The organism is Stenotrophomonas sp. 78350_Sma (assembly GCF_056482105.1).
This window is the reverse complement of the sequence record NZ_CM151182.1, coordinates 4,283,487-4,308,360: the sequence shown is the minus strand read 5'-3', so window position 1 is coordinate 4,308,360 and position 24,874 is coordinate 4,283,487. Positions and strand designations below refer to the sequence as shown.

The following is a 24,874-nucleotide window of genomic DNA, read 5'->3' as shown; positions in this document are numbered from 1 at the left end:
GAGGGGCCAATGTTCGCCGAACTGATTGCCCGCGCCTGCAGTGGCGCGATCCATGTGGTGACAGGCGCACGCGCGCTGTGGATCGGTTGCGCGCCGTCCAGCGAGCGCCGCGTGTACTACGGCAACCACGCCAGCCATGGTGACTTCGTGCTGATCTGGTCGTCGATGCCGCCTGCGTTGCGGCGCCAGGTGCGGCCGGTTGCCGCCGCCGAGTACTGGCAGCGCGACGGCCTGCGTCGCTACCTGATCGATGCAGTGTTCAACGGCGTACTGGTCGAGCGCGAGGCCGGCCATCGCCAGCAGGATCCTCTACAGGTGCTGCGTGACGCGGTGGACGAAGACTGCTCGCTGATCCTGTTCCCGGAAGGCACCCGCAACGTGGGCGATGAGCCGTTGCTGCCGTTCAAGAGCGGCATCTATCACCTGGCACGGCAACGCCCGGAGCTGGAATTCGTGCCGGTGTGGATCGACAACCTGAAGCGGGTGATGCCCAAGGGCCGCTTCCTGCCGCTGCCCTTGCTGTGCACGGCCACCTTCGGCACGCCGCTGCGGTTGCAGGCCGACGAGGACAAGGCCGCATTCCTGGCCCGCAGCCGGCAGGCGTTGCTGGACCTGGCGCCGAACGGAGGGCGCGCATGAGTTTCCTGATCGATGTGTCCGGCGACCTGGCAACGCAGAGCGTGGGCCAGCAGACCGGCCTGCTGTTCGCTGGCGTCGGCGCGGTGCTGGTACTGGCCACGCTGGTGGCCGAAACGCTGCGATGGCGCCAGCGCGGCCGGCCCAGCGCGGTGATCGCCAACCTGGTGTCGCGCATCCGCGCGTGGTGGGTGATGGCGATCGTGGTCGGGCTGGCGCTGTTCTTCGGCCGTGCCGGGGTGATCGTGCTGTTCGCGATCATCTCGCTGTTCGCACTGCGCGAGTTCATCACGCTCGCACCGACCCGCTCGGGTGACTACTACGCGCTGCTGGCCGCGTTCTACATCGTGCTGCCGTGGCAGTACTACCTGGTGTGGATCGACTGGTACGGCATGTACACGCTGCTGATTCCGGTCTATGCGTTCCTGTTCCTGCCGATCCTGTCGACCATCGGCGGCGATACCACGCACTACCTGGAGCGCACGGCGAAGGTGCAGTGGGGACTGATGATCTGCGTGTTCTGCATCTCGCACGTACCGCTGCTGCTGAACCTGCACGTGCCGGGCCATGACCCGTCGCGCAACGTGCTGCTGTTTGCTTTCCTGGTGATCGTGGTGCAGTCCTCGGACGTGCTGCAGTACATCTGGGGCAAACTGCTGGGCAAGCATCTGATCGCACCAAAGCTGTCGCCGTCGAAGACGGTGGAAGGCTTCGTCGGCGGCGTGCTGAGTGCCAGCGCGCTGGGCGCGGCGCTGTGGTGGATCACCCCGTTCACGCCGCTGCAGGCGTTTGGCCTGTCGTTGCTGATCAACCTGATGGGGTTCTGGGGCGGCCTGGTGATGTCGGCGATCAAGCGTGACCGAGGCATCAAGGACTGGGGCCACATGATCGAGGGCCATGGCGGCATGCTCGACCGGCTGGATTCGGTGTGCTTCGCCGCGCCGGTGTTCTTCCACGTGGTGCGGTATTACTGGAAGGCGGGCGGGGGCGGCTGATCCCGCCGGGCGTCCATCCACGCATGGCGTGGATCTACTGGCGGGCGGGGGCGGTTGATTCTGCCGGGCTTCCATCCACGCATGGCGTGGATCTACGGGTAGTGCCGGCCGCTGGCCGGCAACTGCAACATCCTGCCATCGTTCATGGGGTTGCCGGCCAGCGGCCGGCACTACCCACGCGGGCTCACGCGCTGATGCCGTATTCCTTCAGCTTCTTGCGCAGGGTGGCGCGGTGGATGCCGAGCATCGCCGCAGCGCGGCTCTGGTTGCCTTCGCAGTGGTTGAGCACTTCCACGAACAGCGGGATCTCCATCTCGCGCAGCACGATCTCGTAGACATCGTCCGCATCGCAGCCATCAAGGTCACGCAGGTAGCGGCGCACGGACTGGGCGACGTGTTCACGCAGCGGTGGCCGGGGAGCGCCACGACTGTTGTCAGGACGAGAAAGGACAGCGTTCAAGGGGGTTCCCGATTCGGTTGGCCCGTGCGCGCGGAGCGCGCGGCCGGACGAGGTGGTGGCGGCCAGTCTAGCGCGAGCGTGCCCGGCCTGCCACGGCCGGTCGCCTTTTCACGGTCAGAGGAAGTCGAAGGTGAATGCGACGGTGGATGCGGCGGGCTCCTGCACACGGAAGGCGACGCGCGCGCTCTGGCCCGGTTCCAGCAGGGCCGCGCCGGGGTTCTCTCCCAGGTACTGCGCAGGCGTGAACACACCACTGCCGATCACCCGGCCATCGGCATCGGACAGTGACAGGCGGAGGTCCGGCCACGCCTGTGCCCAGCGTGCGTCGTTGCGGATGCTGGCCTGGACCTGCAGCACACCGGCCTGCCCGGGCAGCGGCCGGATCTCGCGGCTGGTCATGGTGAAGGCGGTGGGTTCGTGCCAGGCCGGCAGGCTGCAGTGCAGGACGCCGCAGAGCGTGCCCAGCCATGCACGATTGCCGGCGTCGGCGGCCAGCCGCGCACGGTCGGCAAGCACGCTCTGCAGCAGCAGCAGCAGCGCCAGCCCCGCAACCAGCAGCCAGTGCCAGCGGGGTGCCGGCAGGTTGCGGGGGCGCGCGCTGCCAAGGAAACTCGGCGCATCAGCGGCAGCCACCGTTGCCGGCACTGCAACCGGTGCCGGCGCGATGGCCGCAGTTTCATCAACGATGACAGGCGCATCGTCGTGCTGCATCCCTGCCGCCGCCACATGCGCCGCTTCGGCAGGCCCGGTTGGCACCTGCATGGCAGGCAGCGCGTGTTCGTCCGGGTCCTGCGTGCGCGCATCGGTCGCAGGCACGGGCCCACCTTCCGGCGCGGTGTGCAGGAAGGTCGCCAGGGGGCGTCGCGGTGGGTTCGGCTCGGACATGCTCAGGGTGCGGGCTCGGATCCAGCAGTCATTCAACCACGATCAGGCGCGGCGCATGCCGGTGATGCGCATCCAGTCGCCATCCTGGGTGGCCTGCAGGTCATCGAACCATGCGGCATAGCGCTGCAGCAGTTCACCTTCCTGGCCGTGAAGGATGCCGGACAGGGCAATGCGGCCACCGGCAGCGACGCGCGCAGCCAGCAGCTCGGCCAACGCGTCCAGTGCCGAGGCAAGGATGTTGGCGACCACGATCGGGTAGGTGGCGACGGGTTCGTCCTGCGGCAGGTAGACGAGCATGCGCGCCTGCTCGCCGTTGCGCTCGGCATTGTCGGCGGTGGCGACCAGCGCCTGCGGATCGTTGTCCACGCCGATGGCCTCAGCGGCGCCCAGCTTCAGCGCGGCAAGCGCGAGGATGCCGGAGCCGCAGCCGAAGTCGAGCACGCGCTGGCCCTGCAGCAGGCCGTCCACGGCCAGCTGGTCCAGCCAGCGCAGGCAGAGCGCGGTGGTCGGATGGGTGCCCGAGCCGAACGCCAGGCCCGGGTCCAGCCGCACCACGGCGGCGTCGGCAGCCTGTGCCGCCTCCGGCAGTTCATGGTTCCACGGCACGATCCAGGTACGGCTGCCGAAATCCATCGGCTGGAACTGGTCCAGCCAGGCGCGTTCCCAGTCTTCGTCTTCGACCGCGCGGAAGCTGCCGCTGCTCCAGTCCAGCTCCGGGTCGAAGGACTCCAGTGCGGCCAACAGCAGCAGCGCATTGCTGTCGGCCGGGAACAGCGCGCTCAGCACCAGGGTGTCCCACAGCGGGGTCTCACCCACGCCCGGCTCGAGGATGGCCTGTTCGTTGCTGGTATCGGCCTCGGCATCAAGCAGCGTGACGGCCAGTGCGCCGACGTCCTCCAGCGCATTCTCATAGCGGGGCTGGGTAGCTTCGGTGCAACGCAGGGTCAGTTCCAGGAACGGCATGGCGGTGGGGGCAATCGCGGGAAAGGGGGCCATGCTAGACCATCGGAGCGTCTCCGTATTGCCTGAGATGCGGCTCGGAGATGAACGGAACCGATTCAGACAGGGGTGTCGGGCCTTGTTAAACTTGGTGCTTTCCTGTGCGCCGTGAACGCTCACTGCCGCCAATGGCCTTTGCTCCGCCCCTGAAAACCTGGTTGCTCGTGCTGCCGGCGGTGGCCGTGCTGGGCGTGGCCGGGTATCGGGCCAGCGGCCATGCCGGATCGGTACCGGTGGCCGCAGGCGAGCTGCCGACGGCGCAGGTTGCGGCGGACGATGCCGCGCCCCTGCCGGTCGTGCCGGAAGCGCTGGCGCGTCGCCTGGCGGCGTTCGAGCGCGGCAACGCGCTGCCTTCGGGCCTGCCGCTGGACCTGCGCGCGGACATCGAGGATGCGACCGATCTGTACGCCTATGCGCAGCGCCTGCGCGTGCAGGCCGACGAAGGCAACCACGAAGCCCGCTGGATGCTCAGCCGGGTCTACGACTACTGCGCGCAGTACGCCATCGATCCGGGCGGTTATCGGTTGGACAACAATGTGCTGGCCGGGCTGGGCCTGACCGCTGCACCGGCGATGGTGCAGGCACGCGAGCGTGTGGCGCAGCGCTGTGGCGGCTTCGTGCCGGGCGACAGGCTGGGGTCTGCGCTGGTGCTGGCGGAGCGTCGCAAGGCGGCCACGCAGGGCAACCTCGCAGCGGAAGCATCGCTGTTTGCCGAAGGCGAACCGCTGCATGACAGCCCCGAGTACCGCCGTGACCTGGTCGAGCGGGTGCGCACATCGCGCGATCCGGAGGCCTTCATGGCCATTGCACCCGGCATGGGCGTGCGCGCGGCGGGGGACCAGGCGCTCACTGGCCTGGTGGCGGGAGAACAGCTCAGTGAACTGGCATGGCGGGTTGCGGCCTGCGAGCTCGGTCTACCGTGTGGTGCCGACAGTGTGCTGGTCAACAGTTTTTGTGCGAATGGAGGGATCTGTTCGCAGGATGGGACGCAGGATTTCCGGGATTTCGTGTATGACGCTGCGGTTTCGCGGCAAGGTGCGGGGAAAATGAAGCAGTGGATCAAGCGATTGGTTGGAAAGAGGGGCGGGCAATGAACTACCGTCGATTCCTGCATGGAGCCAAGTTCTGGTTCTGGGTGGCGCTGTTCGTGGCCTATTCGGCCGGCGCGGTCGGGCTGTTGATGATCGACACCTATGAAGATCGTTACCGGCATCTGTCAAAAGTGGAACTGACCACGGTGAAGGCGCAGGAAGATGTGCGCCGCGTGGGTGCCAGCCAGGTCGCTGCGGTCTATCGCGCGCAGAGCGGCATGCCGTTTGCTTCGTTGCCGGCAGGCAGTACCTTCCAGGTGGTGTGGCCCGATGGGTCCACCGAGACGATGGTGATCGTCGACCCGAGCTCGCCCAATGGTGTTCGCCCGCTGGCGAACTCGCAGATCCCGGCCGAAGTGGCCGGCAAGCGCTGATGCCACACCGGTAGCGCCGGGCCATGCCCGGCGGGTGGATGGTGGCAATGGAAAGCCGCCTGGCATGGCCCGGCGCTACCGCAAGAACGCGAAAAGGGCGGGGATATCCCCGCCCTTTTCATGTCCAGCACCTGCTGCCGATCAGGTCAGTGCGATCGGCTTGTTCTTGCGCTCGGCAAGACGCTTTTCCAGGTAATGGATGTTCTGGCCACCGGCCTGGAAGCCCTTGTCGCGCATGATCCGCTGCTGCAGGGCGATGTTGGTCTTGATGCCGTCGACCACCATCTCGCTCAGCGCCACCCGCATGCGGGCGATGGCGGTTTCGCGGTCCGGGCCGTGCACGATCAGCTTGCCGATCATCGAGTCGTAGTTCGACGGCACGCGGTAGCCACTGTAGATGTGGGTATCCACGCGCACGCCGGGGCCGCCCGGCGGATGGAAGCCGGTGATGGTGCCCGGGCTCGGCACGAAGGTCTCGGCGTCTTCGGCGTTGATGCGGCACTCGATCGCGTGGCCGGTCAGCACCACGTCGCTCTGCTTGATCGACAGCTTCTGGCCGGCGGCGATCTTCAGCTGCTCGGCCACCAGGTCGATGCCGGTGACCATTTCGGTGACCGGATGCTCCACCTGGATGCGGGTGTTCATCTCGATGAAGTAGAAGCGGCCGTCCTCGTACAGGAACTCGAAGGTGCCAGCGCCGCGGTAGCCGATGCGCACGCAGGCTTCGGTGCAGACCTTGCCGATCTGTTCGCGCTGTTCGGCGGTGATGCCCGGTGCCGGGGCTTCTTCCACCACCTTCTGGTGGCGGCGCTGCATCGAGCAGTCACGTTCGCCGAGGTGGATGGCGTTGCCCTGGCCGTCGGCCAGCACCTGGATTTCCACGTGGCGCGGGTTCTCCAGGAACTTCTCCATGTAGACCTCGCCATTGCCGAACGCTGCCTTGGCCTCGCTCTTGGTGGTTTCGATCGAGGTCTTCAACGAGGCTTCGGCATGCACCACGCGCATGCCGCGACCGCCACCGCCACCGGCCGCCTTGATGATGACCGGGTAGCCGATCTCACGGGCGATCTTGGTGTTGGCGACGATGTCATCGCCCAGCGGGCCGCCTGAACCGGGCACGCACGGCACGCCGGCCGACTTCATCGCGCGGATGGCTTCGACCTTGTCGCCCATCATGCGGATGGTGTCGGCCTTGGGGCCGATGAAGATGAAGCCGGACTCTTCCACGCGTTCGGCGAAGTCGGCGTTCTCCGACAGGAAGCCGTAACCCGGATGGATCGCCTGCGCGTCGGTGACTTCAGCCGCGGCGATCAGCGCCGGAATGTTGAGGTAGCTCTGCGGCGACGGCGCCGGGCCGATGCAGACCGACTCGTCGGCCATGGCCACGTGCTTGAGGTTGCGGTCGACCGTGGAGTGCACGGCCACCGTGCGGATGCCGAGGGTGTGGCACGCGCGCAGGATGCGCAGCGCGATTTCCCCTCGGTTGGCGATGACGACTTTGTCGAGCATGGCGTGCCCCTCAGCCGATCACGAACAGCGGCTGGTCGAATTCCACCGGCTGGCCGTTCTCGCCGAGGATGGCGACGATGGTGCCGGACTTGTCGGCCTCGATCGGGTTGAACATCTTCATTGCTTCGATGATGGCCAGGGTCTCGCCTTCCTTGACCTGCTGGCCGACGGTGACGAAGGCCGGCTTGTCCGGGGCGGACGACGCGTAGAAGGTGCCGACCATCGGCGAGCGCAGCACGTGGCCTTCCGGCAGCGCCGGGCCCGGCTTGGCGGTGCCGCCGGTCGAGGCTTCGGTCGGCGACTGCATCGGCATCGCCTGCGGCGCCGGAGCGGCCGGAGCGGCGTACACCGGGGCGGCGACCGGGGCGGCATAGCCGGCCACCGGGGCGCGCGACAGGCGCACCGACTCTTCGCCTTCCTTGATTTCGATTTCAGCCAGGTTCGACTCTTCCAGCAGGTCGATCAGCTTCTTGATTTTGCGGAGATCCATGGTGGCCTCTTTGCTCTTGATGTCAGTGTGGTGGGGAGCGCAGCGCGCTCGGGTCAAAGCAGTTCGTAGAATTCGCGCAGCTGACGCGTACGATCGCGCGCGAGGGTGGTCAGGCAGCGCATCTGTGCGCCGTTGCGTGCCGTGCCATCGGAATTGAGGGCATAGACCGCGTTGCAGTCGTGGTCGCGCAGCTGCACCCAGGCGCGCTGCGCCAGCACCAGCTGCTGCTCGGCATCGCCGCAGTAGCTGCAGCTGCCGCCTTTGGCCGGCGTGCGCAGTTGCTTGCGCGCCAGGGCGTACACGGTATTGAGTTCGGCGTCAGCGGCCGCGGCCATGTCCGAGGCGCACAGGTCGCTCTCCATGGTGGTGGTCGGATGCGCGCAGTCGATGCCTTCGTCCTTGCGGTCGAATGCCGCGGCGGTACCGCACAGGCCGGCCCACAGCAGGATGCTGGCAAGCACGTGCGGCAGCACCTTCACGCGACGGCCGCCTGTACGCGCACCAGCGCCGCATCCATCGCATAGCGATAGCTGTCGGCACCGAAACCACACACCACACCCACCGCCTTGTCACTGAAGTAGCTGTGCTGGCGGAACGGTTCGCGGGTATGCGGGTTGGACAGGTGGATCTCGATGAACGGCAGCGCCACCGCCGCCAGCGCGTCACGCAGGGCGACCGAGGTGTGGGTGAAGGCGGCGGGGTTGATCAGGATGAAAGCGGTTCCGTCGTTGCGCGCAGCCTGCACGCGATCTACCAGCACATGCTCGGCATTGGACTGCAGGCTCTCCACGGCGTGCCCGGCGGCGGCTGCCTGCGCGGCCAGCGCCTGGTCGATGTCGGCCAGCGTGGTGTGGCCGTAGACCTCCGGCTCGCGGGTGCCGAGCAGGTTGAGGTTGGGGCCGTGCAGGACCAGCAGCTTCGCCATGGGATCCGGAAGACGGGAAAGGGCGGCAGTCTGGCGGAACCGGCGGATGCTGTCCAGTTCGGCGAAGTTTGCTGCGTTTCAATCGTATGTTTGAAATCTGCCGAAGCGCTTGCGGCCCTATGCGGGGCGGCGGATCAAGGCGCGCTGAACGCCGTGCGGGCGGGGGATGCGTGCACGTAGGCCGACGATGGCGGCAGGCAGGGGCAGGGGCAGGGCTGATGCTGCCATGGGCGGTGATGCGGTAGACCCACGCCATGCGTGGATGAAGGAAGTTCGGTGCGCAGCAAGCTGCGCACCCACCGAAGGGCAGCGCGAAGTGCGCAGCACGCCACGCACCATCCCCGCCACCCACCCGCTCACGTCTCCAGCGGCACCGTCGGCACCACGTTCGGGAAGACCTCTTCCAATGCCTCCCGCTCGCCCGGCTTGGGTACCGGCCAGTTGTAGGCGTTCACCGGCTGCGCGCGGTTTACCCACAGGGCGTAGTACAGATGGTCGGCGCGGCCATCGCCGGTGTTGGGGTGGATCAGGATGGTCAGCCCCAGGCTGTTGAGCTGCAGCCAGGGCACCAGCACCGGCAGCAGGTCGTTGTTGAAGCCGAAGTAGAACGACGGCGTTACATGCGGGCCGCGCGGCTCCAGGTTCCAGTTGCCCAGTTCCACCGGGAAGCGTTCGGCCGCCCAGCGCCGCAGCAGGGCGGCCTTCTCGAAGCTGTCTTCATCGAAGTAGATATGTGCGTGATAGCTCTTGATGTCGGTATAGGCGCGCGGGCTGGTGGGCAGCGTGGCCTCGCCGGGACGGACGCTGGCTGGCCGCGGGGTGGGTTCGCTGGCCGTGGCCTGGCCCCAGGGACTGCGCCCCTTGGGCGCCGGCGGCACGATGGCACGGAAGCCGGGACGGCCAGGCTCGGTGGTGTTCGCCACAACGTCGCCATGGGGCGATGCCGAGGCTGTCGAGGCGCTGGCCAGGCCTCCGGCGGCCAGCCCGGCCGAGGCGATCAGGCGCCGCCGTGCCGGCGAGAGCAGGTCGGCCCAGTGGGCGTCATCGTCGCCGTCAGCGATGAAGATATGCGGGTCAGGTTGCATGAAAGGCTCCGTGGCGGCATTGGCGTGGGCAAGCAGGCACGCTCGGGCAGTGCGGCCGGTGGCGTCCAATAAGCAGGCAGCATCACCTCATGCATGGCCGGCTTCGACGCCATTGAGTGCGACCGCACGGCGGGCTACGGTGCAGGTCCACCGCCCTGGAGCCCTGCCATGACCTCGCCCGATGCCGACACACAGCACAAGCGTGCGTCTTTCCGCCAGCTGCACGCGCAGGGATGCTTCGTGCTGCCCAATCCGTGGGACGTGGGCAGTGCGCGCTACCTGCAGCGGCAGGGCTTCCTGGCGTTGGCCACCACCAGTGCCGGCTGCGCCTGGAGCGAAGGGCGACCGGATGGCGCGGTGTCGCTGCAGGCCACCCTGGAGCACCTGCGGCTGATGGCGGCGGCGACAGCACTTCCACTGAATGCCGATTTCGGTGATGGCTTCGGCGCCACGCCGCAGGCGGTGGGGGAGGCGGTGGCCGCAGCGATCGATACCGGCATCGCGGCGCTGTCGATCGAGGACGCCAGTGGCGTGGCCGATGCACCGCTGCGCCCGATCGACCAGGCGGTCGAACGCCTGCGTGCGGCGCGTGCGGCCATCGACCGTGCAGGCGGCGAGGTGCTTCTGGTCGGGCGTGCCGAGAACTTCTTCGTGGGCGTGCCCGACCTGCAGGACACGCTGCAGCGCCTGCACGCCTATGCCGAGGCCGGTGCCGATGTGCTGTACGCACCCGGCATCACGACCCCCGAGCAGATCCGTGCGGTGGTTGCCGCAGCAGGAACGAAGCCGGTGAACCTGCTGGTCGGTGGGCCGACGCCGCTGAGCCTGCAGGACATCGCCGCACTCGGCGTGCGCCGGGTCAGCCTGGGGGGGGCGCTGGCGCGCGCCGCGTGGGGAGGTTTGATGCAGGCGACACAGCCGATCGTGCAGGACGGTCGTTTCGATGGCCTGCAGCAGGCGGCCTCGGGCGCGGCGTTGAACGCGTTGTTCCGCTAGCGGACAGCCAGCAGAGCGACGCCATGCGTGGATGGATGCGCCGGAGCGTACCGACGCCCTGCAATTGCGCTACAGGGTTTCCACTCCGCCCTTGGGCAGGATCACGCCCGGATCCAGTGCCGGCAAAAGCTGCCGGAGCATCGCTGGATTGTCGATCAGCCCGGCGCCATCAAGGTAGCGCCACTGCGAAGTGCCGACGTGGCGCACGGAAACCATGAACGAGGTGCTGCGGATAGCGGTTTCGCGCACACGCAGCAGTGACTGCCGCGGTACGAAGCAGACTTCCTCGTCACCGGCGGCATAGGTGCGGCCGGGTACACCCGCTTCGTCGCTGATGACGACGACGCCCGCCTTGTGCAATGCCTTGACGGTATCGCGGGTCGACTGGGCGTAGGTCTCATCGCCACCGGCCAGACGTTTCAGGCTGGGATGCGTGCGGGCGATGATCAGCTCGGCATCGCCCTGGGCGAATGCGGTCAACATCGCCTGTACGTCCTGGCGCAGGCCGGCCGATTCGGCCGGGGTGAGCTCGCCGGCCAGGGCAGGCGGTGCCGGGGTGGCCAGCAACAGGTACATCAATGAAGCAAGCAGGTATCGGCGCATCGTCGGGTATCTCACAGGCAACCTCGGCACTATACGGGGTGCGAAAACAGCGTCCCACCGGTGGTGCTGGTGTGCCGGACATTGATACTTACCATTGGTAGGTAATGAATTCTGGAGCGCCCCTGCATGCGTAGCCTCATCGTCACCGCCCATCCCGAACCCGGTTCGCTCACCCATGCCATCGCCCGGCGCATCGGCGAGGCCATCGCTGCGAGCGATGCCGGCAACACGGTGGCCCACGCCGACCTGATGGCCGAGGGTTTCGACCCGCGCTTCACCGCGCAGGACCAGGCGCTGTTCCGTGGCACCGGCGTGGTGCCGGCCGATGTGGCCGCCGAGCATGCACGGCTGGACGCCACCGACACGCTGGTGCTGGTCTATCCGCTGTACTGGTGGTCGTTCCCCGCGCTGCTGAAGGGATGGATCGATCGCGTGTTCACCCAGGGCTGGGCCTACCAGGATGGCGCCGATGGCAAGGTGCAGAAGAAGCTGCAGCGCCTGCGCGTGCACCTGGTCGGCGTCGGTGGTGCGGGCGCTGAGATGATCGAACGGCGCGGCTATGGTGCCGCAATGAAGACCCAGATCGACATGGGCATCTTCGACTACTGCGGTGCACGCATGCTGTCATCGCAACTGCTGCTCGACGCCGACAGTGGCGCTGCGCAGGCTCACCTGCAGACCGCGGTGGAAATCGGCCGTAAAATCGGTACTCCAATGGACTGATCGCCGTGTTCCGCCGATGCCTGCCAACGTCGCTCCCACGCGCCGCCGCCTGACCCGAGAGCAACGCGCCCGCCAGCTGCTGGAGGTGGCGTGGACGCTGGTCGGCGAGGAGGGCACCGATGCGTTGACGCTGGGGCGGCTGGCCGAAGCGGCGGGCGTGACCAAGCCGGTGGCCTACGACCACTTCGTGACCCGCAACGGGCTGCTGGCCGCGCTCTACGATGACTACGACGGACGGCAGACGGTGGTCTTCCACGAGCGTATCGGCCGCGCCAGGGCACAGCTGGCTGATCGTGCGGCCGCCATCGCCTCCGGTTACATCGACTGCATCCTCAGCCAGGGCAGTGAAGTGCAGGGCATCCTCGCCGCGCTGGTCGGCGCGCCGGAGCTGCATGAGGTGCGCCGGCGTTACCAGCAGGATTTCATCGACAACTGCGACGCCTGGCTGGGCACGTTCGCCGCTGACGGCTCGGTGCCGCTGGCGGGGCGTTGGGCGATTCTCGGTGCGGCCGAAGCCCTGTCCGAAGCCGTGGTTGCCGGGGCGCTGGACAAGCGCGACGCCGAAGCCGAACTGCAGCGCCTGATCGTGGCTACGGTCAAGCGCCGCTGATCGGCCTCAGGCGTCGATGGTGGTGCCGGCCAGCGCAGCGAAACCGTCAGCCAGCAAATCACGTACCCGTGCATCGCGTGCCTCGCGGCTTTCAGAACCCAGGGCCACGGTGATCAGCCGCACCGGCTGCGCACGCCCGGTTACCGGCCGGCACGCGGTCGCCGCCAGGCAGAAGCCTGCAGCCCGGGTATAGCCGGTCTTCAATCCATCCACGCCGTCATCGCCCAGCAGGGCGTTCTGGTTGTTGCGGCTGAAGCTGCCATGTTCGAACGCGCGCTGCGCGGTGATCGCCAGGATCTGCGGATGATCGTTCAACAGGCAGGCGGCCAGCACCGCCATGTCACGCGCACTGGACGCATGGTGCGGCGTGGTGATGCCGGAGACGCTGGCGAACCAGGTACTGCGCAGGCCGAGCTGGCGTGCGTGTCGGTTCATGCGCTCCAGGAACGCAGTCTGCGATCCGTCCAGGTGGCGCGCGATCGCCAGCGCCGCGTCATTGCCGGAGACGATCATCAACCCTTCCAGCAGGCGCGCGAGCGTGACCGTTTCGCCGGGTACCAGGCCCATGCGCGTTTCATCGTCGGCGACCGCATGCACGTCGTCGCCGGCAATGGTGACTTCGTCGCCCCACGAGCGCCCGCGCTCCTCGACACATTCGTAAGCCGCGTAGGCGGTCATCAGCTTGGTCAGTGAGGCCGGTTGCCTGGTGATGTCCGCGTTGTGCTGGTGAATCACCGCAAAGGTTGCCGCATCGAGGGTGATGGACGACAGCGGTGCACGCGCAGGAGCAGGAGACGGCATGGAAGCGACGATGGCAGTGGGGACTCTGGAGGATAGTGCGCGGCGGCTGCACGAAGCTGAAATATTGCAACGATATAACGTATCGTCATTGGGGGCCGCCGATGGCCCGACGCGACATCCGATGACTGCACGCATTCCATGCCGCTGGCTCCACTCCTCGCTGCTGCTTGTGCTGGCCGGGCTTGGCGGCTGCCAGCCCGCTCTGCGCGCCGAGGCCGTTCCCTCCGGTCAAGTCCGTCCGTACAACGTGATCGTGATGATCAATGACGGCGCGGGTTGGGGTACCTGGGATGCCGCTGCCTACTGGCAGTACGGCAGCCGCGAAGGCGCCCCCTATGCGGATTTCCCGCAGCGCCTGGCGGTGACCACCTTCCCGCTGAACGCCAGCAGCCAGCCGACCGGCGACACCGCGCAGACGCTTGGCTACGACGCCGGCAAGGCATGGGATGCCGAGCCGGTGCCGGCGCAGGACCTCCCCTTCGTCGGCTACCAGTACCTGGCGGCGGTGGCGACCGACAGCGCGGCGGCAGGCACCGCGTTGTCCTCGGGTATCAAGACCTACAACAACGCCATCAACTTCAACAACGATGGCCAACCCGTGGAGTTCAATACGCTGCGCGCCAAGCGCCTGGGCATGGCCACCGGCGTGGTCACCTCGGTGCCGTTCGCGCACGCCACACCCGCCGCATTCGCGGCGCAGAACGTATCGCGCAACAACTACCACGCCATCGCCCACCAGATGCTGGCGCAGGGTCACATGGACCTGGTGATGGGCACCGGCGGCCCGGGCTACAGTGTCGACGGCCGCGCCTGCAACGAAGGCACGGACGCCGCCAAGGCAGAGGGCTGCGCGAATCCATGGGAGTGGGTGTCGCAGCAGGATTGGCAGCAGCTGGAAGCGGGCAGCATCATCGGCGGCAATCCGTCCGGGCCGTGGCGCCTGATCCGCAGCAAGGAAGCGTTCGCCGCGCTCGCGCAGGGACGGCTGCCGGCCGACAGGCCGCTGATCGGTGTACCGCGCGTGGCCAACACACTGCAGCAGGCGCGCCAGCTGCAGGTGCTGGGCAAGGATGCAGCCACGCCTTCGGGAGTGAGGAAGATCGACAGCGTGCCCGATCTGGCGACCATGACCCGCGGCGCGCTGCAGTTCCTGCAGCAGCGCTCGCCCAAGGGGCTGTTCCTGATGGTGGAAGGCGGCGCCACCGACTGGGCGGCGCATACCAGCGCCTGTGGCACCGAATGGCATTACGGCCAGTGCAGTGAGCAGCCGCAGTACGGCCGGCTGATCGAGGAAACCGTGGAGTTCAATGACGCGGTGGCGGCGGTGGTCGACTGGATCGAGCGCAACGGTGGCTGGGAGCGCAACCTGTTGATCGTCACCACCGACCACGACAACAGCATGCCGATGGGCCCGGATGCACAGAACGTCGCTTTCGCGCCGGTACGCAACAACGGCCGTGGCCACATGCCCGGGATCAGCTTCCGTCCCACCGGCAACCATTCCAATGCACTGGTGCCGTTGTGGGCCAAGGGCGCCGGCGCGGAGCTGCTTGGAAAGCGCGTGCGGGGTGTCGATGCTGGTTATCGCCAGCATGTGCGCTGGAACGACGGCAGCTACATCGACAACACCGACGTGGCTGCCGCGGTGCAGGAAGCGCTGCAGCGTTAGGGGCGCGCCGGTTGCTGGCCGGCAGCTGCAGGCTTCCCGGTCGGCGAGGTTGCCGGCCAGCGGCCGGCACTACCGGGAATGCTGCCGGGCGGCGGTTTCGGGGACGGGCTGGCCAGCTGACGTGCCAGCTCGGCGCTGGCCACGTGGCCCTGCAGGAACAACAAGCCGCCGAAGATGTTCATGAGCGTGCCTCCACTTGAGTGGATTGCACGATACGGGCAGCATGGACGGGCAAAAAGCGACATTTCCGCAAGCCTGCCTTGAGAGGAATTCAAGTCTGATGTCCCGCCCACCGCTCCATGCCCTGCAGGGCTTCGTGGCCGCCGCCCGGCTCGGCAACCTGTCGCGCGCGGCGGCGTCGATGAACCTGACCGTCAGCGCGCTCAGCCACCAGATGCGGCAGCTGGAAGAACGGCTCGGGCAGCCACTGCTCATCCGCCAGCCGCGTGGTGTCACCCTCACCCTTGAGGGGCAGCGCCTGCTCGACCAGGTGGGGCCGCACCTGGATGCGATCAATGAAGCCTTCCAGCCCTATGCCGCACGCGCCGAGCACGTGCTGACGATCAGCGCGGTGCCGTCGATGGCGTCGGCGTGGCTGGTGCCGCGCCTGGGTCACTTCGTGGCTGAGCACCCACAGATCGAAATCAACCTGCAGTCGAGTGAACGCCTGATTGATTTCGAGCGGCAGCGCCAGTTCGACGCCGCGCTGCGTCTGGGCAGCGGGCAATGGCCGGGCCTGGTGGTGGAGCCGCTGTTCGACGAGTGGCTGGTGCCGATGGCGAGCCCGGCACTGATCGAACGCATGGGAGGCGTCGACCGTGTGCCGTTGACCCGGTGGCCGCTGCTGGGTGATCCGGACGGGGCATGGGGCGCCTGGTTCGCGTTGAGCGGGCAGAGCCCGCCGTCGCGCTTCGTGGCGGTGCTGGATGATTCGGAGGCGCACCATCGCGCGGCTCTGGATGGCGTGGGCGTGGCCCTCGGCCGGGTGACGCGGGCGCGGCTGCTGCTGGATTCCGGCCAGCTGGTCGCACTGTCCAGCCAGCGCCTGAAGACCGACTGGCCGCATTGGCTGGTGTACCCGCAGCGCTCGGCCCGCCATCGGGGCTTCCTCGCGTTCCGCGACTGGCTGCATGCTCAGGCCGCCGAACACGTACGGCACATGGCCGAAGCGAATCTGTAGCGTCGAGCCAAGCCCGGCCATCGCATCTGTAGAGTCGAGCCATGCTCGACTGCTCCTGCGAAAGAGCAGTCGAGCATGGCTCGACTCTACAGTTACTGCACCAGGGTGACCGCCTGCCCGGCACGCGCGAACGCTTCCTCCAGCAACGGGCCTGCCTTGATCGCTTCCACTTCCTCGAACAGCGCCTGCAGCCCCTCGGCGGGGCGTGAGGCTGGCGCCGCCACGGCCTGCTGGATCGCGGTGAAACGGTCGGCCAGCACGCGATGGCCGGGATGCGTCTGCGCCCAGGCCACCAGCGGCTGGCGTACGCCGGCGGCGGCATCCAGGCGCTGCTGATCGAACAGGGTGATGGCCGCTGCCGAGGTATCCGCCCGCTCGATCGTGGCGTTGCGCAGTTCACGGCTCAGGAACAGGTCATAGGCCGCGCCACGCCCCACCGCGATGCGCAGCCCCTCGCGGTCGAGGTCGGCCACCTGCTGCGCGGGGCTGTCCTCGCGCACCAGATAGGTGCCTTCGATCTCCACATACGGAGCACTGAAGGCGATGCGGTCGGCGCGTGCCGGATCGATGGCCAGGAAGGCCAGATCCCAGCTGTCTTCGCCTGCTGCGGCGACCACCGAGGCTGCGGCCTCGTGGCAGGTGAAGCGTGCCTGCACCCCCATCCGTTGCGCCAATGCGGTAGCCAGTTCCAGTGAGGGGCCGCGCGGTGAGCGCGCATCGCCCTGTGCCAGCACCGGGTTGCCCAGGTTGATCGCCACGCGCAGGAAACCGTGCGGTGCCAGCGTACTTCGATGGTCGGCCAGGGACATGCAGGACTCCACGGGGCAGGGGAGACCCAGCTTGCCAACAACGGTGTCCGCGTGGCGTGGAGTCAGCCGCGCGCGGCAAAGGTGCCGTGGAAGCCCAGTGGCACCGCATACGGCAGCCAGGCCTGTGCCAGCGGGCCGTCATCCACATGGCGTGCATCCAGCACGGCCAGGCCGCTGCGCTTGTTCACCGGGTCGAGCAGGGTGCCGATCAGCCAGCCGTCATCGGCGTTGCGGCTGCCAGGGCGCGGTACGAAGACGTGCTCCTCTGCCATGATGTCCGGCCCGTAGTGCCACAGCTGGCGACGCCCGCGCGCGATGTCGAACGCGGCCACGGCGTTGAAGTACGGCGCAGTGGCCGTGCCGTCGATGGTCGGCGCATACAGCCGTGCGCCACGTGTGTTCGTCGAGCGCGGGTCGAACAATGGGAACTCCACCGCGCTGATGCCCAACGTCTCCCAGCGGGCCTGTCCACGACGCAGGTCCAGATGCAGCTCGACCAGGCTGGCGCCACTGTTGGCCGCATGTGCGCCGTCACCGGCCATCGCTTCCTTCATCGGCGAGCGTGCTTCGTTGATGTCGTCATGGCGTACTGCGCGCAGCACGATGCTGCCATCGTGGGTGAACGCGTCGCCGAAGTGGTAGATCGCCGCGAACGAGGCCTCGAACCATTGCGCCTTGTCCGGCGCATCCTTGGCGACCACCGCGATGCGCGCGGGCCGCTGCGGTGCGAACTGCATGCGCTCGAAGAAGCTGCCGCCGGTACCGGTGAAATCGAATGGCATCATCACGAACACCAGGTGCTGGTCGGTCATCGCGAAGGCATGCAGGTAGCCATGCTCGGGTGTTTCGATCACATTGGCGCTGCGCAGCTGGCCGTCCGCACCGATGTGCCAGACCAGCAGGCCATGGCCCCCCATCAGGCTGATCGAGCCGAAGTTCCAGAGGCTGCCGTCGCGGTCGCGCAGCGGGTGCGCCGAGAACGGCAGCGCCGCCAGGTCCGGACGCCAGGTGACCGGGCCAAGCGTCTGCAGCGAATCGGGGTCCACTTCGAACGCCGAACCGGATTCGCACAGGGCGAACAGGCGGCCATTGATCATCGTCACCGAGGTGTTGGCCACGTTGGCATCATCGTTGTTGCGTACCGCCAGCGCACCGGGAACGCTGGTGCCGGCAGCCGGATACTGGAAGCGGCCGGCCTTCTGTTCACGGGTGAATTTCGGCGTGGCGACCATGCGCCCGTGATGGGTCAGGCTGCCATCACCATTGAAGCGCCAGCCATGCACCATGCCGTCGCCATCGAACCAGTGGTCGTAGCGGAAGCCATCGCGCTCGGCCCAGGCCGGGCCATTGCGGTACAGCGTTCCAGCGAGGCCGACCGGCAGCCGGCCCTGCAGCTGCACGGTGGCCGGGCCCAGGCTCTCGCTGGTAACGCTGCGCCAGCCGAGCAGCCACGGGTGCTCCTGCAGGCCCTGCGCGAAACGGGCCGGGTCACCGGCGAAGGCGGGCGCGCTGCGCAGTGCGGTGGCGCCCAGGGCCAGGCAGGCGCTGCTGCTGAGCAGGGTACGGAGGAAGCGGCGACGGTCCATGCTGGCCTCGGGTCTGGATGCGGGAATCAGCGCAGGGTGATGTCGATGGCGGTGCCAGCGGCCGGCACGTCGACGCGCGCCTCGTCGAAGGTCGGCTTGCGCATCACCTGTGGGTTGTTGCTGAAGCCGTAGCCTTCCACCGGCATGCCGACCAGGTTGGTGTCGAGCTTGCCGTTGTCGTTCTCGTCGTGGGTGAGCAGCACGGCGTAACTGCCGGCCGGCATGCCCTTGAACGTGAAGTGGGCGCTGTCGCCGTTAGGCGCCGCCTGCTGGGCCTGCACGGGCTTGGCCTTGCCGTCCCAGGCGGCAGCGCTGTCGACCAGCGCAACGCGCAGGGTGCCGGTCTGTACGCGGATGTCGTGCACGGTCACGGCCAGATCGGCGGCGTGGGCATTGCCGGCCAAGGCCAGGGCAGTCAGGGCGGTGCTGAGCAGGGCGGTGCGGATCATGGCGGTGGCTCCGGAAGTGGGTGGTGTGCTGCGGTGTGGAGCCAGTCTGCGCGGGGCGCGGTGCTGGGTTCAGGGCCAGTGGTCATCGATCCGACGTGCCAGAAGTCACTTTCTGCGCCGGACCCATTGCCGCCGGCGTGCGCGGCGGTCAGCATCTGGCCATGCCCAGCCTGTTCCGCCACCTGTTGCGTCCGCTCAGCCTCGCCGGGCTGGTTACCGTGCTGGTGGTGGGCCTGTCGTTCGGCGTGCACGGCGCCGGTGCCGGCCTCAGCCAGGCGTTGCTTGGCACGTTCCTGCTGCTGTTCGTGGTGCACGGATGGGCGGCAATGCCGACCCGCGTGCGTGCATTCGCTGCGGTGCTGCAGACCGTGCTGGCGATCGCGCTGGTTGCCCTGCAGCCGCGCACCGGTACTGCCCCGGTGCTGCTGGTGGTGCTGGTCGCGCAGCTGGCCGAGCATTGGCCACCGCGCTTCGTGCTGGGTATTGCACTGCTGGCCAACCTCGCCATGTATCTCGTGCTGCGCCACAGTGGTTTCACCCAGCCGTTGCTGGTGGTGCTGCTGTATGGCGGTTTCCAGGCATTTGCTGCACTGACCGCACACTACGCGCGCAGCACTGCGTTGGCCCGCGATGATCTGGCCCGCGTCAATGCCGATCTCCTGGCGACACGTGCACTGCTGGCCGACAGTGCACGCGACGCCGAGCGCCTGCGCCTGGCCCGCGAACTGCACGATGTAGCCGGGCACAAGCTCACCGCGATGCGCTTGAACCTGCGCGCCCTTGCGGCCGACCCTGTGCTGGCCGGGCGCGAAGGGTTGGTGCTGGCGGAACAGTTGTCCGGCGAGTTGCTGGCCGACATCCGCCAGGTGGTGCAATCAATGCGCGATGATCGCGGCCTCGATCTGGCTACTGCGCTGCACGCGCTGGCCGCGCCGTTCCCGCGGCCGAAGCTGCAGCTGCAGATCGGCCAGAGCGTGCGCGTGGTTGACCCGCTGATGGCAGAGACCGTGCTGCGGCTGGTGCAGGAAGCCCTGACCAACGCCGCCCGCCACGGCAATGCAGACACCGTGTGGCTGACGATCAGTGAAGAGGATTCCCAATTGCGTATCGATATCCGCGATGACGGCCAACGCGCCGAACGCATCCGTGAAGGCAATGGCATCGCCGGCATGCGCGAGCGCTTGGCGGCCGTACAGGGGCGTTTGGAGCTGGCGCGAACCGCGCAGGGCGGCATGCATCTGACCGCGCGGTTGCCGGCATGAGTGCCGCCATGATCCGGGTGGCGCTGGCCGATGACCAGGCGCTGGTCCGCGCCGGCCTGCGCGCGCTGCTGCAGGGGCTGGGCGTGGACGTGGTGCTGGAGGCCGAGGAGGGCCAGACGCTGCTGGACGCGTTGGCTGCCCAGCGCGTGGATGTGGTGCTCAGTGACATCCGCATGCCCGGAATGGACGGCATCGAGGCAGTGCGACAGCTGCGCGCACGCGGTGACGCAACGCCATGGCTGCTGCTGACCACCTTCGATGAAAGTGATCTGCTGCTGCGGGCCAGCGAGGCCGGCGCACAGGGCTTCCTGCTCAAGGATGCGGCACCCGCAGACCTGCGCGAAGCGATCGAGCGCGTCGCCGCGGGTGAAACCCTGCTGCTGCCGGTCAGCACCGAGCCGGTGCGCGCCCGCTACCGCTTCCACGATGAAGCGCCGCCCACCGATACCTTCGGGGAACGCGAGGTGGCGATCCTGCGCCTGTTGGCTGGGGGATACAGCAACAAGGAGATCGCGCGCAGCCTGTTCCTGGCCGAGGGCACGGTGAAGAACTACGTGTCCGCCATACTCGACAAGCTGGGCACCCGTGATCGCACCCGTGCGGTGCTGAAGGCGATTACCCTGCGCATCATCTGAGTGGACCGAGCAAGGAGTGCCAGTGAACCCGATCCTGCATGTGGAAATCCCGGCCAGTGACCTGGACCGTGCCATCGCGTTCTACCAGCATTGGCTGCAGGTGGTCATGGATGAGCCGATCCTGCTGCACGATTGCCGGATGGCGTACCTGCCGTTCTCCGATGAGGCCGAGGGTGCCAGCATGGCGCTGGTGCACGGCGCGGACTACTGGCCTTCCGAACAGGGGGCGCGCGTCTACATCGGCGTCGATGACCTGGATGCGAGCCTGGAGCGAGCACTGCAAGCGGGCGCCGAGCTGCGCTTCGGACCCGCCGATGCGGGCGACTGGCGCGTGGCCGAGATCCGCGACAGCGAAGGAAACCGCATTGCGCTGCAGGCGCGCGCAGCTCTGTAGAGCCGAGCCCACGCTCGGCTGCCGTTGGCCCAGCCGCTCCAGCTCAGCCGAGCATGGGCTCGGCTCTACAAGAGCGCGGCGCGGGAGCGCTGCAGCCAGTCATTGATGGCCGGGTCCAGCCGCGGGTCGTCCGGCAGCTGCATGCCGAAGCGCTGCTGCAGCACGTCACGCACATCACCCACATCATGCAGCGGGCGCTTGTCCGGGGCCTGCCCGGGGCGGTACTCGGTGTAATTGCCGCTGCCGATGGTACGGCGCCAGTCCGGCCCGGTCAGCGATGCGCGCAGCTGGCCGGGGAAACTGGAATCGGGATGGGTGCACACGTACCAGTTGCCCACCACGTTGTCGATCGGTGCCGGCGCCTGCAGGTCGAACCGATACATCGCCCGCCAGCCATCGTTGGACTCGGCCGACAGCACGAAATCACCCTCGTCGGGCAGGCGCTGCAGCAGATAGCGTTCGTGCGGCGTGGCCTGCGGCTGCGGATCATGCAGGCGCAGCGGCACGGTCGGGGTCAGGCTGCCGAAACCGGCATCCACCAGCCAGTCATCGCCTTCCACCTGCACGCGTAGCAGCAGGTGGGTACGCGCGGTCAGTTCGCCGTCCTGTGCGGCCAGCAGCACACGTGCACTCAGTGGCTGCGCATCGAAGCCCAATGCCTGCAGCAGCGCCAGCAATCCGCCATTGAGTTCGAAGCAGTACCCGCCACGCCGGTCGTCAAGCAGCTTGCGTTGCACGCTGTCCAGGTCGATCGGCACCGCATCGCGCAGCAGGCAGCTGAGTGTCTCGAAGGGCAGCAGTGCGTTGTGGCGCTGCTGCAGCAGGGTCAGGCCGGCCAGAGTCCGCGGTGGCGGTGCTTCCAGCTGCAGGCGCTGCAGGTAGCGGGGGACATCGAGCGTCGTCATGGAGGCACCGGGCGGGGGAGGGGCGTCCACTGTGCTCCCCAAACCGGGGTTGAGGTCAAGCGCGGCGGCCGTGTCATGCCTCCGTCGCCTGCACCCGGTACAAAGGCCGCGTCCACCAGCAACGGGGGGACGCAGGCGAAGAAAGCTCTAAAGTTGTCCTGAAGCCGGCCGATACAGGTGTGTCCTTCCGCCTGGAGTCTGTCATGTCGGCCGTTGTTCCCCACCTCCGGTCCCTGCGCACGCGCCTTGCCACGTTGCGCTCGGCGTCCCCCGGCCTGCTGCTGTGGCTGCAGCCACACCGGCTCAGCGTGGCCAACAAGCTCAAGGCGACCCTGTGGGTCTGTGGCCTGGGCCTGGTGGCGATCGCCGCTGTCTACGCATGGACTGGCCATGCCAACGCCCTGGCTGCGCGCAGCCAGGCCAGCTACCAGCGCGGCAGCGATCTGGCTGCCAGCCTGTCCACGCGGGTGGCCGAAGCGCGTCGCCTGCAGACCCAGTATGCACGCAGTTTCGATGATGCCGACCGCGCGCAGCTGTTGGCCACGCAGAAGGCGTTGCAGACTGATCTGCAGGCGCTGCGCGCGACGCCGATGGATGCTGGCCGGCGCAAGGCCCTGCAGGCGCTGACCGAAGCTGCCGACGCGTTCTCGCAGGGTGTGGCCGCCCTGTTCGAACGGGTCGACGAGATGGGCCGTGGTGATGCCGGCCTCGCCGCGCAGCTGCAGCAGGCCGCTGACACCCTCCAGGCGCAGGTGGATGTGCAGCAGCGGCCCGCGCTGGCGCTGTCCCTGCAGAAGATGCGAAGGCAGGAGGCGCTGCTGCTGCTCGACGGTGATTCCACCCACGCCGACCGCGCCAGCGAGGAAAAGCTGCCGTTCGATCTCGCGCTGGCGGGCCTGCCCGCGGATGAGCAGGACACCCTGCGCACCGGTATGGAGGTGTATCAGGCCGCATTGCTGGGGTATACCGCTGCCCGCGTCGGCCTGGATGTGGAAGCGCAGTCGCTGCTGGATACCGCTGCGGGCGTAGCGCCGGCGCTGGCCGCATTCCAGCAGGCACAGGTGGCGGCGCTGGCCAGGGCGCAGGCGCGGCAGCAGGCCGGCGCGCGCACGATGAGCGTGCTGTTCGCACTGACCCTGCTGCTGGTGGCAGGCGTGCTGATCACCAGCCTGGTGCTGGTGCTGCGTGCGGTGCGCCAGCCGATCCAGGACACCCTGCGTTTCGCCAGCGATATCGCCGACGACCGCCTCGACACCACTCTGCGCGTCTACAACGCCAACGATGAGATCGGCCAGCTGGCCCAGCGCCTGGTCGACATGCAGCAGCGCCTGCGCGCGCGCATCGAGACCGAGCGTGCCGTGGCCCGCGGCAACACCCGCGTGCGCCAGGCACTGGACAGCGCGCAGACCGGGCTGATGGTGATCGATGCGGAAGGGCAGGTCGCCTACGCCAATCCGGCGCTGTTGGAGCAGCTTGAACTCCGGCTTGAAGATCTGGTGGGGAACGATGCGGTACGCCTGCATCCGGCACTGGCCAACCTGGCCGGCGTGCGCCAGCGCGAGGAGCGCGAGATCGGTCATGCCGGCGTCCGCTACCAGCTGATCGCCAATGCCATCACCGACGAAGGGCATTTCCTCGGCGTGGCAGTGGAGTGGCGCAGCCGCGCGCTGGAAACGCTGCTGGAAACCGAAGTGGCAGCACTGGTCGACGCCGCCGCACATGGAGACCTGCACGGTCGCATCGCGCTGGAGGGAAAACAGGGCTTTGTGCGTACGTTGTCGACCAGCATCAATCGCCTGCTGGCCACGTTCGAGACCAACCTCGGCGATCTGCAGGCACTTCTGGCGGCGCTGGCCCGCGGCGACCTCAGCGTGCGCATGGAAGGCGAGCTGCAGGGCGTGTTCGCACGCATGCGCGACGATGCCAACGCCACCGTCGCGCAACTGGGCCGCATCGTCACCCGCATCCAGCAGGCGACGTCCAGCCTCGATACCGGTGTCGGTGAGATCGTTGCCGGTCACCATGATCTGTCGCAGCGCACCGAACAGCAGGCGGCCAACCTGGAAGAGACGGCAGCGTCGATGCACGAGCTGACCGACACCGTTGGCCGCAATGCCGATGCCGCGGGCCGTGCCGACGTGCTGGTCAAGGGCGCGGCGGCAGTGGCCCAGCGCGGTGGCGAGGCCGTTGGCCAGGTGGTCGCGACCATGCATGGCATCAGCGAGGCCTCGCGGCGGATCGGCGACATCACCCAGCTGATCGATGGCATCGCCTTCCAGACCAACATCCTCGCGCTGAATGCTGCGGTGGAAGCGGCGCGTGCGGGTGAGCAGGGTCGCAGCTTCGCTGTGGTGGCCGCGGAAGTGCGCCTGCTGGCACAACGCAGCGCGGAGGCGGCCAAGCAGATCAAGGGCCTGATCGAGGATTCGGTGGCGCGTGTGGGCCAGGGCAACCAGCAGGCCGAACAGGCCGGCACCACGATGGGCGAGATTGTCGGCAGCGTGCAGCAGCTTGCGGATCTGCTGACAGGTATCCGCAGCGCGTCGCAGGACCAGCATGCCGGCATCGCCCAGGTGAACCAGACCATCGTGCAGATGGAGGCCAGTACCCAGCGCAACGCCAGCCTGGTGGAAGAGGCTGGTGCTTCTACGGCGCAGATGCAGGCGCAGGTGCATGCCCTGGCCGAAGCGGTGGGCGCGTTCCGGTTGCAGCCGGTGCCGCTGGCGCGCGCTGCGGCCTGATCCTGCTCCGGTAGTGCCGGCCGCTGGCCGGCACGCCTCTGATCATGCCGGCCAGCGGCCGG

General features: G+C 67.8%; 28 protein-coding genes. 13 read left to right on the top strand and 15 right to left on the bottom strand.

Annotated elements, in window-relative coordinates; all coding sequences use genetic code 11:
• Positions 1-9: 9 nt before the first annotated feature.
• Both ACZK4H_RS19855 and ACZK4H_RS19850 read left to right on the top strand, forming a co-directional pair.
• Positions 10-639 (top strand): lysophospholipid acyltransferase family protein, encoded by a 630-nt coding sequence (locus ACZK4H_RS19855; RefSeq protein WP_014038692.1) that lies wholly within the window; start codon positions 10-12, stop codon positions 637-639.
• Positions 636-1,631 carry a phosphatidate cytidylyltransferase gene (locus ACZK4H_RS19850; RefSeq protein WP_099474013.1) on the top strand — a complete coding sequence of 332 codons (996 nt, stop codon included), beginning with the start codon at positions 636-638 and terminating at the stop codon, positions 1,629-1,631. The genes ACZK4H_RS19855 and ACZK4H_RS19850 overlap by 4 nt, the downstream gene beginning before the upstream one ends.
• Positions 1,632-1,815: 184 nt before the next feature.
• On the opposite strand, the gene fis is transcribed toward ACZK4H_RS19850, so the two are convergent.
• The 3 genes from fis to prmA all read right to left on the bottom strand — a co-directional run bounded on the left by fis (position 1,816) and on the right by prmA (position 3,939).
• Positions 1,816-2,091: a DNA-binding transcriptional regulator Fis gene (fis, locus tag ACZK4H_RS19845; protein ID WP_005419706.1), complete on the bottom strand. Its 276-nt coding sequence runs from the start codon at positions 2,089-2,091 to the stop codon at positions 1,816-1,818.
• Positions 2,092-2,205: 114 nt separating this feature from the next.
• The gene (locus ACZK4H_RS19840) at positions 2,206-2,976 is read right to left on the bottom strand and encodes a DUF3426 domain-containing protein (RefSeq protein ID WP_099554420.1); all 771 of its coding nucleotides are present in this window, start codon (positions 2,974-2,976) and stop codon (positions 2,206-2,208) included.
• A gap of 42 nt (positions 2,977-3,018) precedes the next feature.
• Entirely contained in the window at positions 3,019-3,939 is a 921-nt protein-coding gene (gene prmA / locus ACZK4H_RS19835) for a 50S ribosomal protein L11 methyltransferase (RefSeq protein WP_099554422.1), read from the bottom strand.
• Positions 3,940-4,103: 164 nt separating this feature from the next.
• On the opposite strand from prmA, the gene ACZK4H_RS19830 reads away from it, so the two are divergent.
• Positions 4,104-5,069, top strand: a complete 966-nt coding sequence (locus ACZK4H_RS19830; RefSeq protein WP_099554424.1) for a hypothetical protein — start codon at positions 4,104-4,106, stop codon at positions 5,067-5,069.
• Positions 5,066-5,440, top strand: a complete 375-nt coding sequence (locus ACZK4H_RS19825) for a hypothetical protein (RefSeq protein WP_099554426.1) — start codon at positions 5,066-5,068, stop codon at positions 5,438-5,440. Before ACZK4H_RS19830 ends, ACZK4H_RS19825 begins: the two co-directional genes overlap by 4 nt.
• Positions 5,441-5,581: 141 nt before the next feature.
• On the opposite strand, the gene accC is transcribed toward ACZK4H_RS19825, so the two are convergent.
• The 5 genes from accC to ACZK4H_RS19800 all read right to left on the bottom strand — a co-directional run bounded on the left by accC (position 5,582) and on the right by ACZK4H_RS19800 (position 9,449).
• Positions 5,582-6,949, bottom strand: coding sequence for an acetyl-CoA carboxylase biotin carboxylase subunit (gene accC, locus ACZK4H_RS19820; RefSeq protein WP_005411253.1), 1,368 nt, complete (start codon positions 6,947-6,949; stop codon positions 5,582-5,584).
• A gap of 10 nt (positions 6,950-6,959) precedes the next feature.
• Entirely contained in the window at positions 6,960-7,439 is a 480-nt protein-coding gene (gene accB / locus ACZK4H_RS19815) for an acetyl-CoA carboxylase biotin carboxyl carrier protein (protein WP_010481080.1), read from the bottom strand.
• Between the two features lie 53 nt (positions 7,440-7,492).
• Positions 7,493-7,918, bottom strand: a complete 426-nt coding sequence (locus ACZK4H_RS19810) for a lysozyme inhibitor LprI family protein (RefSeq protein WP_099554429.1) — start codon at positions 7,916-7,918, stop codon at positions 7,493-7,495.
• Positions 7,915-8,364, bottom strand: coding sequence for a type II 3-dehydroquinate dehydratase (gene aroQ / locus ACZK4H_RS19805; protein ID WP_099554431.1), 450 nt, complete (start codon positions 8,362-8,364; stop codon positions 7,915-7,917). Before aroQ ends, ACZK4H_RS19810 begins: the two co-directional genes overlap by 4 nt.
• A 356-nt stretch (positions 8,365-8,720) precedes the next feature.
• Positions 8,721-9,449 (bottom strand): DOPA 4,5-dioxygenase family protein, encoded by a 729-nt coding sequence (locus tag ACZK4H_RS19800; protein WP_099554432.1) that lies wholly within the window; start codon positions 9,447-9,449, stop codon positions 8,721-8,723.
• Positions 9,450-9,617: 168 nt separating this feature from the next.
• Here ACZK4H_RS19800 and ACZK4H_RS19795 point away from each other — a divergent pair, with 168 nt between their 5' ends.
• Positions 9,618-10,445 (top strand): isocitrate lyase/PEP mutase family protein, encoded by an 828-nt coding sequence (locus ACZK4H_RS19795; protein ID WP_099554434.1) that lies wholly within the window; start codon positions 9,618-9,620, stop codon positions 10,443-10,445.
• A 69-nt stretch (positions 10,446-10,514) separates the two neighbouring features.
• Here ACZK4H_RS19795 and ACZK4H_RS19790 read toward each other — a convergent pair whose 3' ends face one another.
• Positions 10,515-11,048: a hypothetical protein gene (locus ACZK4H_RS19790; RefSeq protein ID WP_099554437.1), complete on the bottom strand. Its 534-nt coding sequence runs from the start codon at positions 11,046-11,048 to the stop codon at positions 10,515-10,517.
• Positions 11,049-11,174: 126 nt separating this feature from the next.
• On the opposite strand from ACZK4H_RS19790, the gene ACZK4H_RS19785 reads away from it, so the two are divergent.
• Positions 11,175-11,771, top strand: a complete 597-nt coding sequence (locus tag ACZK4H_RS19785; RefSeq protein ID WP_099554439.1) for an NAD(P)H-dependent oxidoreductase — start codon at positions 11,175-11,177, stop codon at positions 11,769-11,771.
• A 16-nt stretch (positions 11,772-11,787) separates the two neighbouring features.
• Positions 11,788-12,381, top strand: a complete 594-nt coding sequence (locus ACZK4H_RS19780) for a TetR/AcrR family transcriptional regulator (RefSeq protein WP_099554441.1) — start codon at positions 11,788-11,790, stop codon at positions 12,379-12,381.
• Positions 12,382-12,387: 6 nt separating this feature from the next.
• On the opposite strand, the gene ACZK4H_RS19775 is transcribed toward ACZK4H_RS19780, so the two are convergent.
• Positions 12,388-13,182, bottom strand: coding sequence for a D-alanyl-D-alanine carboxypeptidase family protein (locus ACZK4H_RS19775; protein WP_099554443.1), 795 nt, complete (start codon positions 13,180-13,182; stop codon positions 12,388-12,390).
• A gap of 121 nt (positions 13,183-13,303) precedes the next feature.
• Here ACZK4H_RS19775 and ACZK4H_RS19770 point away from each other — a divergent pair, with 121 nt between their 5' ends.
• Positions 13,304-14,851, top strand: coding sequence for an alkaline phosphatase (locus ACZK4H_RS19770; RefSeq protein ID WP_099554445.1), 1,548 nt, complete (start codon positions 13,304-13,306; stop codon positions 14,849-14,851).
• On the opposite strand, the gene ACZK4H_RS19765 is transcribed toward ACZK4H_RS19770, so the two are convergent.
• Positions 14,848-15,033 (bottom strand): hypothetical protein, encoded by a 186-nt coding sequence (locus ACZK4H_RS19765; RefSeq protein WP_099554446.1) that lies wholly within the window; start codon positions 15,031-15,033, stop codon positions 14,848-14,850. The genes ACZK4H_RS19770 and ACZK4H_RS19765 overlap by 4 nt on opposite strands.
• A gap of 98 nt (positions 15,034-15,131) precedes the next feature.
• On the opposite strand from ACZK4H_RS19765, the gene ACZK4H_RS19760 reads away from it, so the two are divergent.
• On the top strand, positions 15,132-16,031 hold the full coding sequence (locus ACZK4H_RS19760; RefSeq protein ID WP_099554448.1) for a LysR substrate-binding domain-containing protein: 900 nt from the start codon (positions 15,132-15,134) through the stop codon (positions 16,029-16,031).
• Positions 16,032-16,123: 92 nt separating this feature from the next.
• Here ACZK4H_RS19760 and ACZK4H_RS19755 read toward each other — a convergent pair whose 3' ends face one another.
• The 3 genes from ACZK4H_RS19755 to ACZK4H_RS19745 form a co-directional block, all read right to left on the bottom strand.
• Positions 16,124-16,840 carry an ABC transporter substrate-binding protein gene (locus ACZK4H_RS19755; RefSeq protein ID WP_099554450.1) on the bottom strand — a complete coding sequence of 239 codons (717 nt, stop codon included), beginning with the start codon at positions 16,838-16,840 and terminating at the stop codon, positions 16,124-16,126.
• Between the two features lie 62 nt (positions 16,841-16,902).
• Complete coding sequence (locus ACZK4H_RS19750) at positions 16,903-18,426, bottom strand: carotenoid oxygenase family protein (protein ID WP_099554453.1); 1,524 nt, start codon at positions 18,424-18,426, stop codon at positions 16,903-16,905.
• Positions 18,427-18,452: 26 nt separating this feature from the next.
• Positions 18,453-18,875: a DUF2141 domain-containing protein gene (locus ACZK4H_RS19745; protein ID WP_099554456.1), complete on the bottom strand. Its 423-nt coding sequence runs from the start codon at positions 18,873-18,875 to the stop codon at positions 18,453-18,455.
• Between the two features lie 161 nt (positions 18,876-19,036).
• On the opposite strand from ACZK4H_RS19745, the gene ACZK4H_RS19740 reads away from it, so the two are divergent.
• From ACZK4H_RS19740 to ACZK4H_RS19730, 3 genes are read left to right on the top strand one after another with little or no spacing between them, the layout of a single operon-like run.
• Entirely contained in the window at positions 19,037-20,137 is a 1,101-nt protein-coding gene (locus ACZK4H_RS19740; RefSeq protein ID WP_099554458.1) for a sensor histidine kinase, read from the top strand.
• Complete coding sequence (locus ACZK4H_RS19735) at positions 20,134-20,772, top strand: response regulator transcription factor (RefSeq protein ID WP_099554459.1); 639 nt, start codon at positions 20,134-20,136, stop codon at positions 20,770-20,772. Before ACZK4H_RS19740 ends, ACZK4H_RS19735 begins: the two co-directional genes overlap by 4 nt.
• A gap of 22 nt (positions 20,773-20,794) precedes the next feature.
• Complete coding sequence (locus ACZK4H_RS19730; protein WP_099554462.1) at positions 20,795-21,166, top strand: VOC family protein; 372 nt, start codon at positions 20,795-20,797, stop codon at positions 21,164-21,166.
• 65 nt (positions 21,167-21,231) lie between these two features.
• Here ACZK4H_RS19730 and ACZK4H_RS19725 read toward each other — a convergent pair whose 3' ends face one another.
• A complete protein-coding gene (locus ACZK4H_RS19725) occupies positions 21,232-22,071 on the bottom strand; it encodes an arylamine N-acetyltransferase family protein (protein ID WP_099554463.1) in 840 nt (279 codons plus the stop codon).
• A 203-nt stretch (positions 22,072-22,274) separates the two neighbouring features.
• Here ACZK4H_RS19725 and ACZK4H_RS19720 point away from each other — a divergent pair, with 203 nt between their 5' ends.
• Complete coding sequence (locus ACZK4H_RS19720) at positions 22,275-24,812, top strand: methyl-accepting chemotaxis protein (protein WP_099554465.1); 2,538 nt, start codon at positions 22,275-22,277, stop codon at positions 24,810-24,812.
• Positions 24,813-24,874 lie beyond the last annotated feature (62 nt).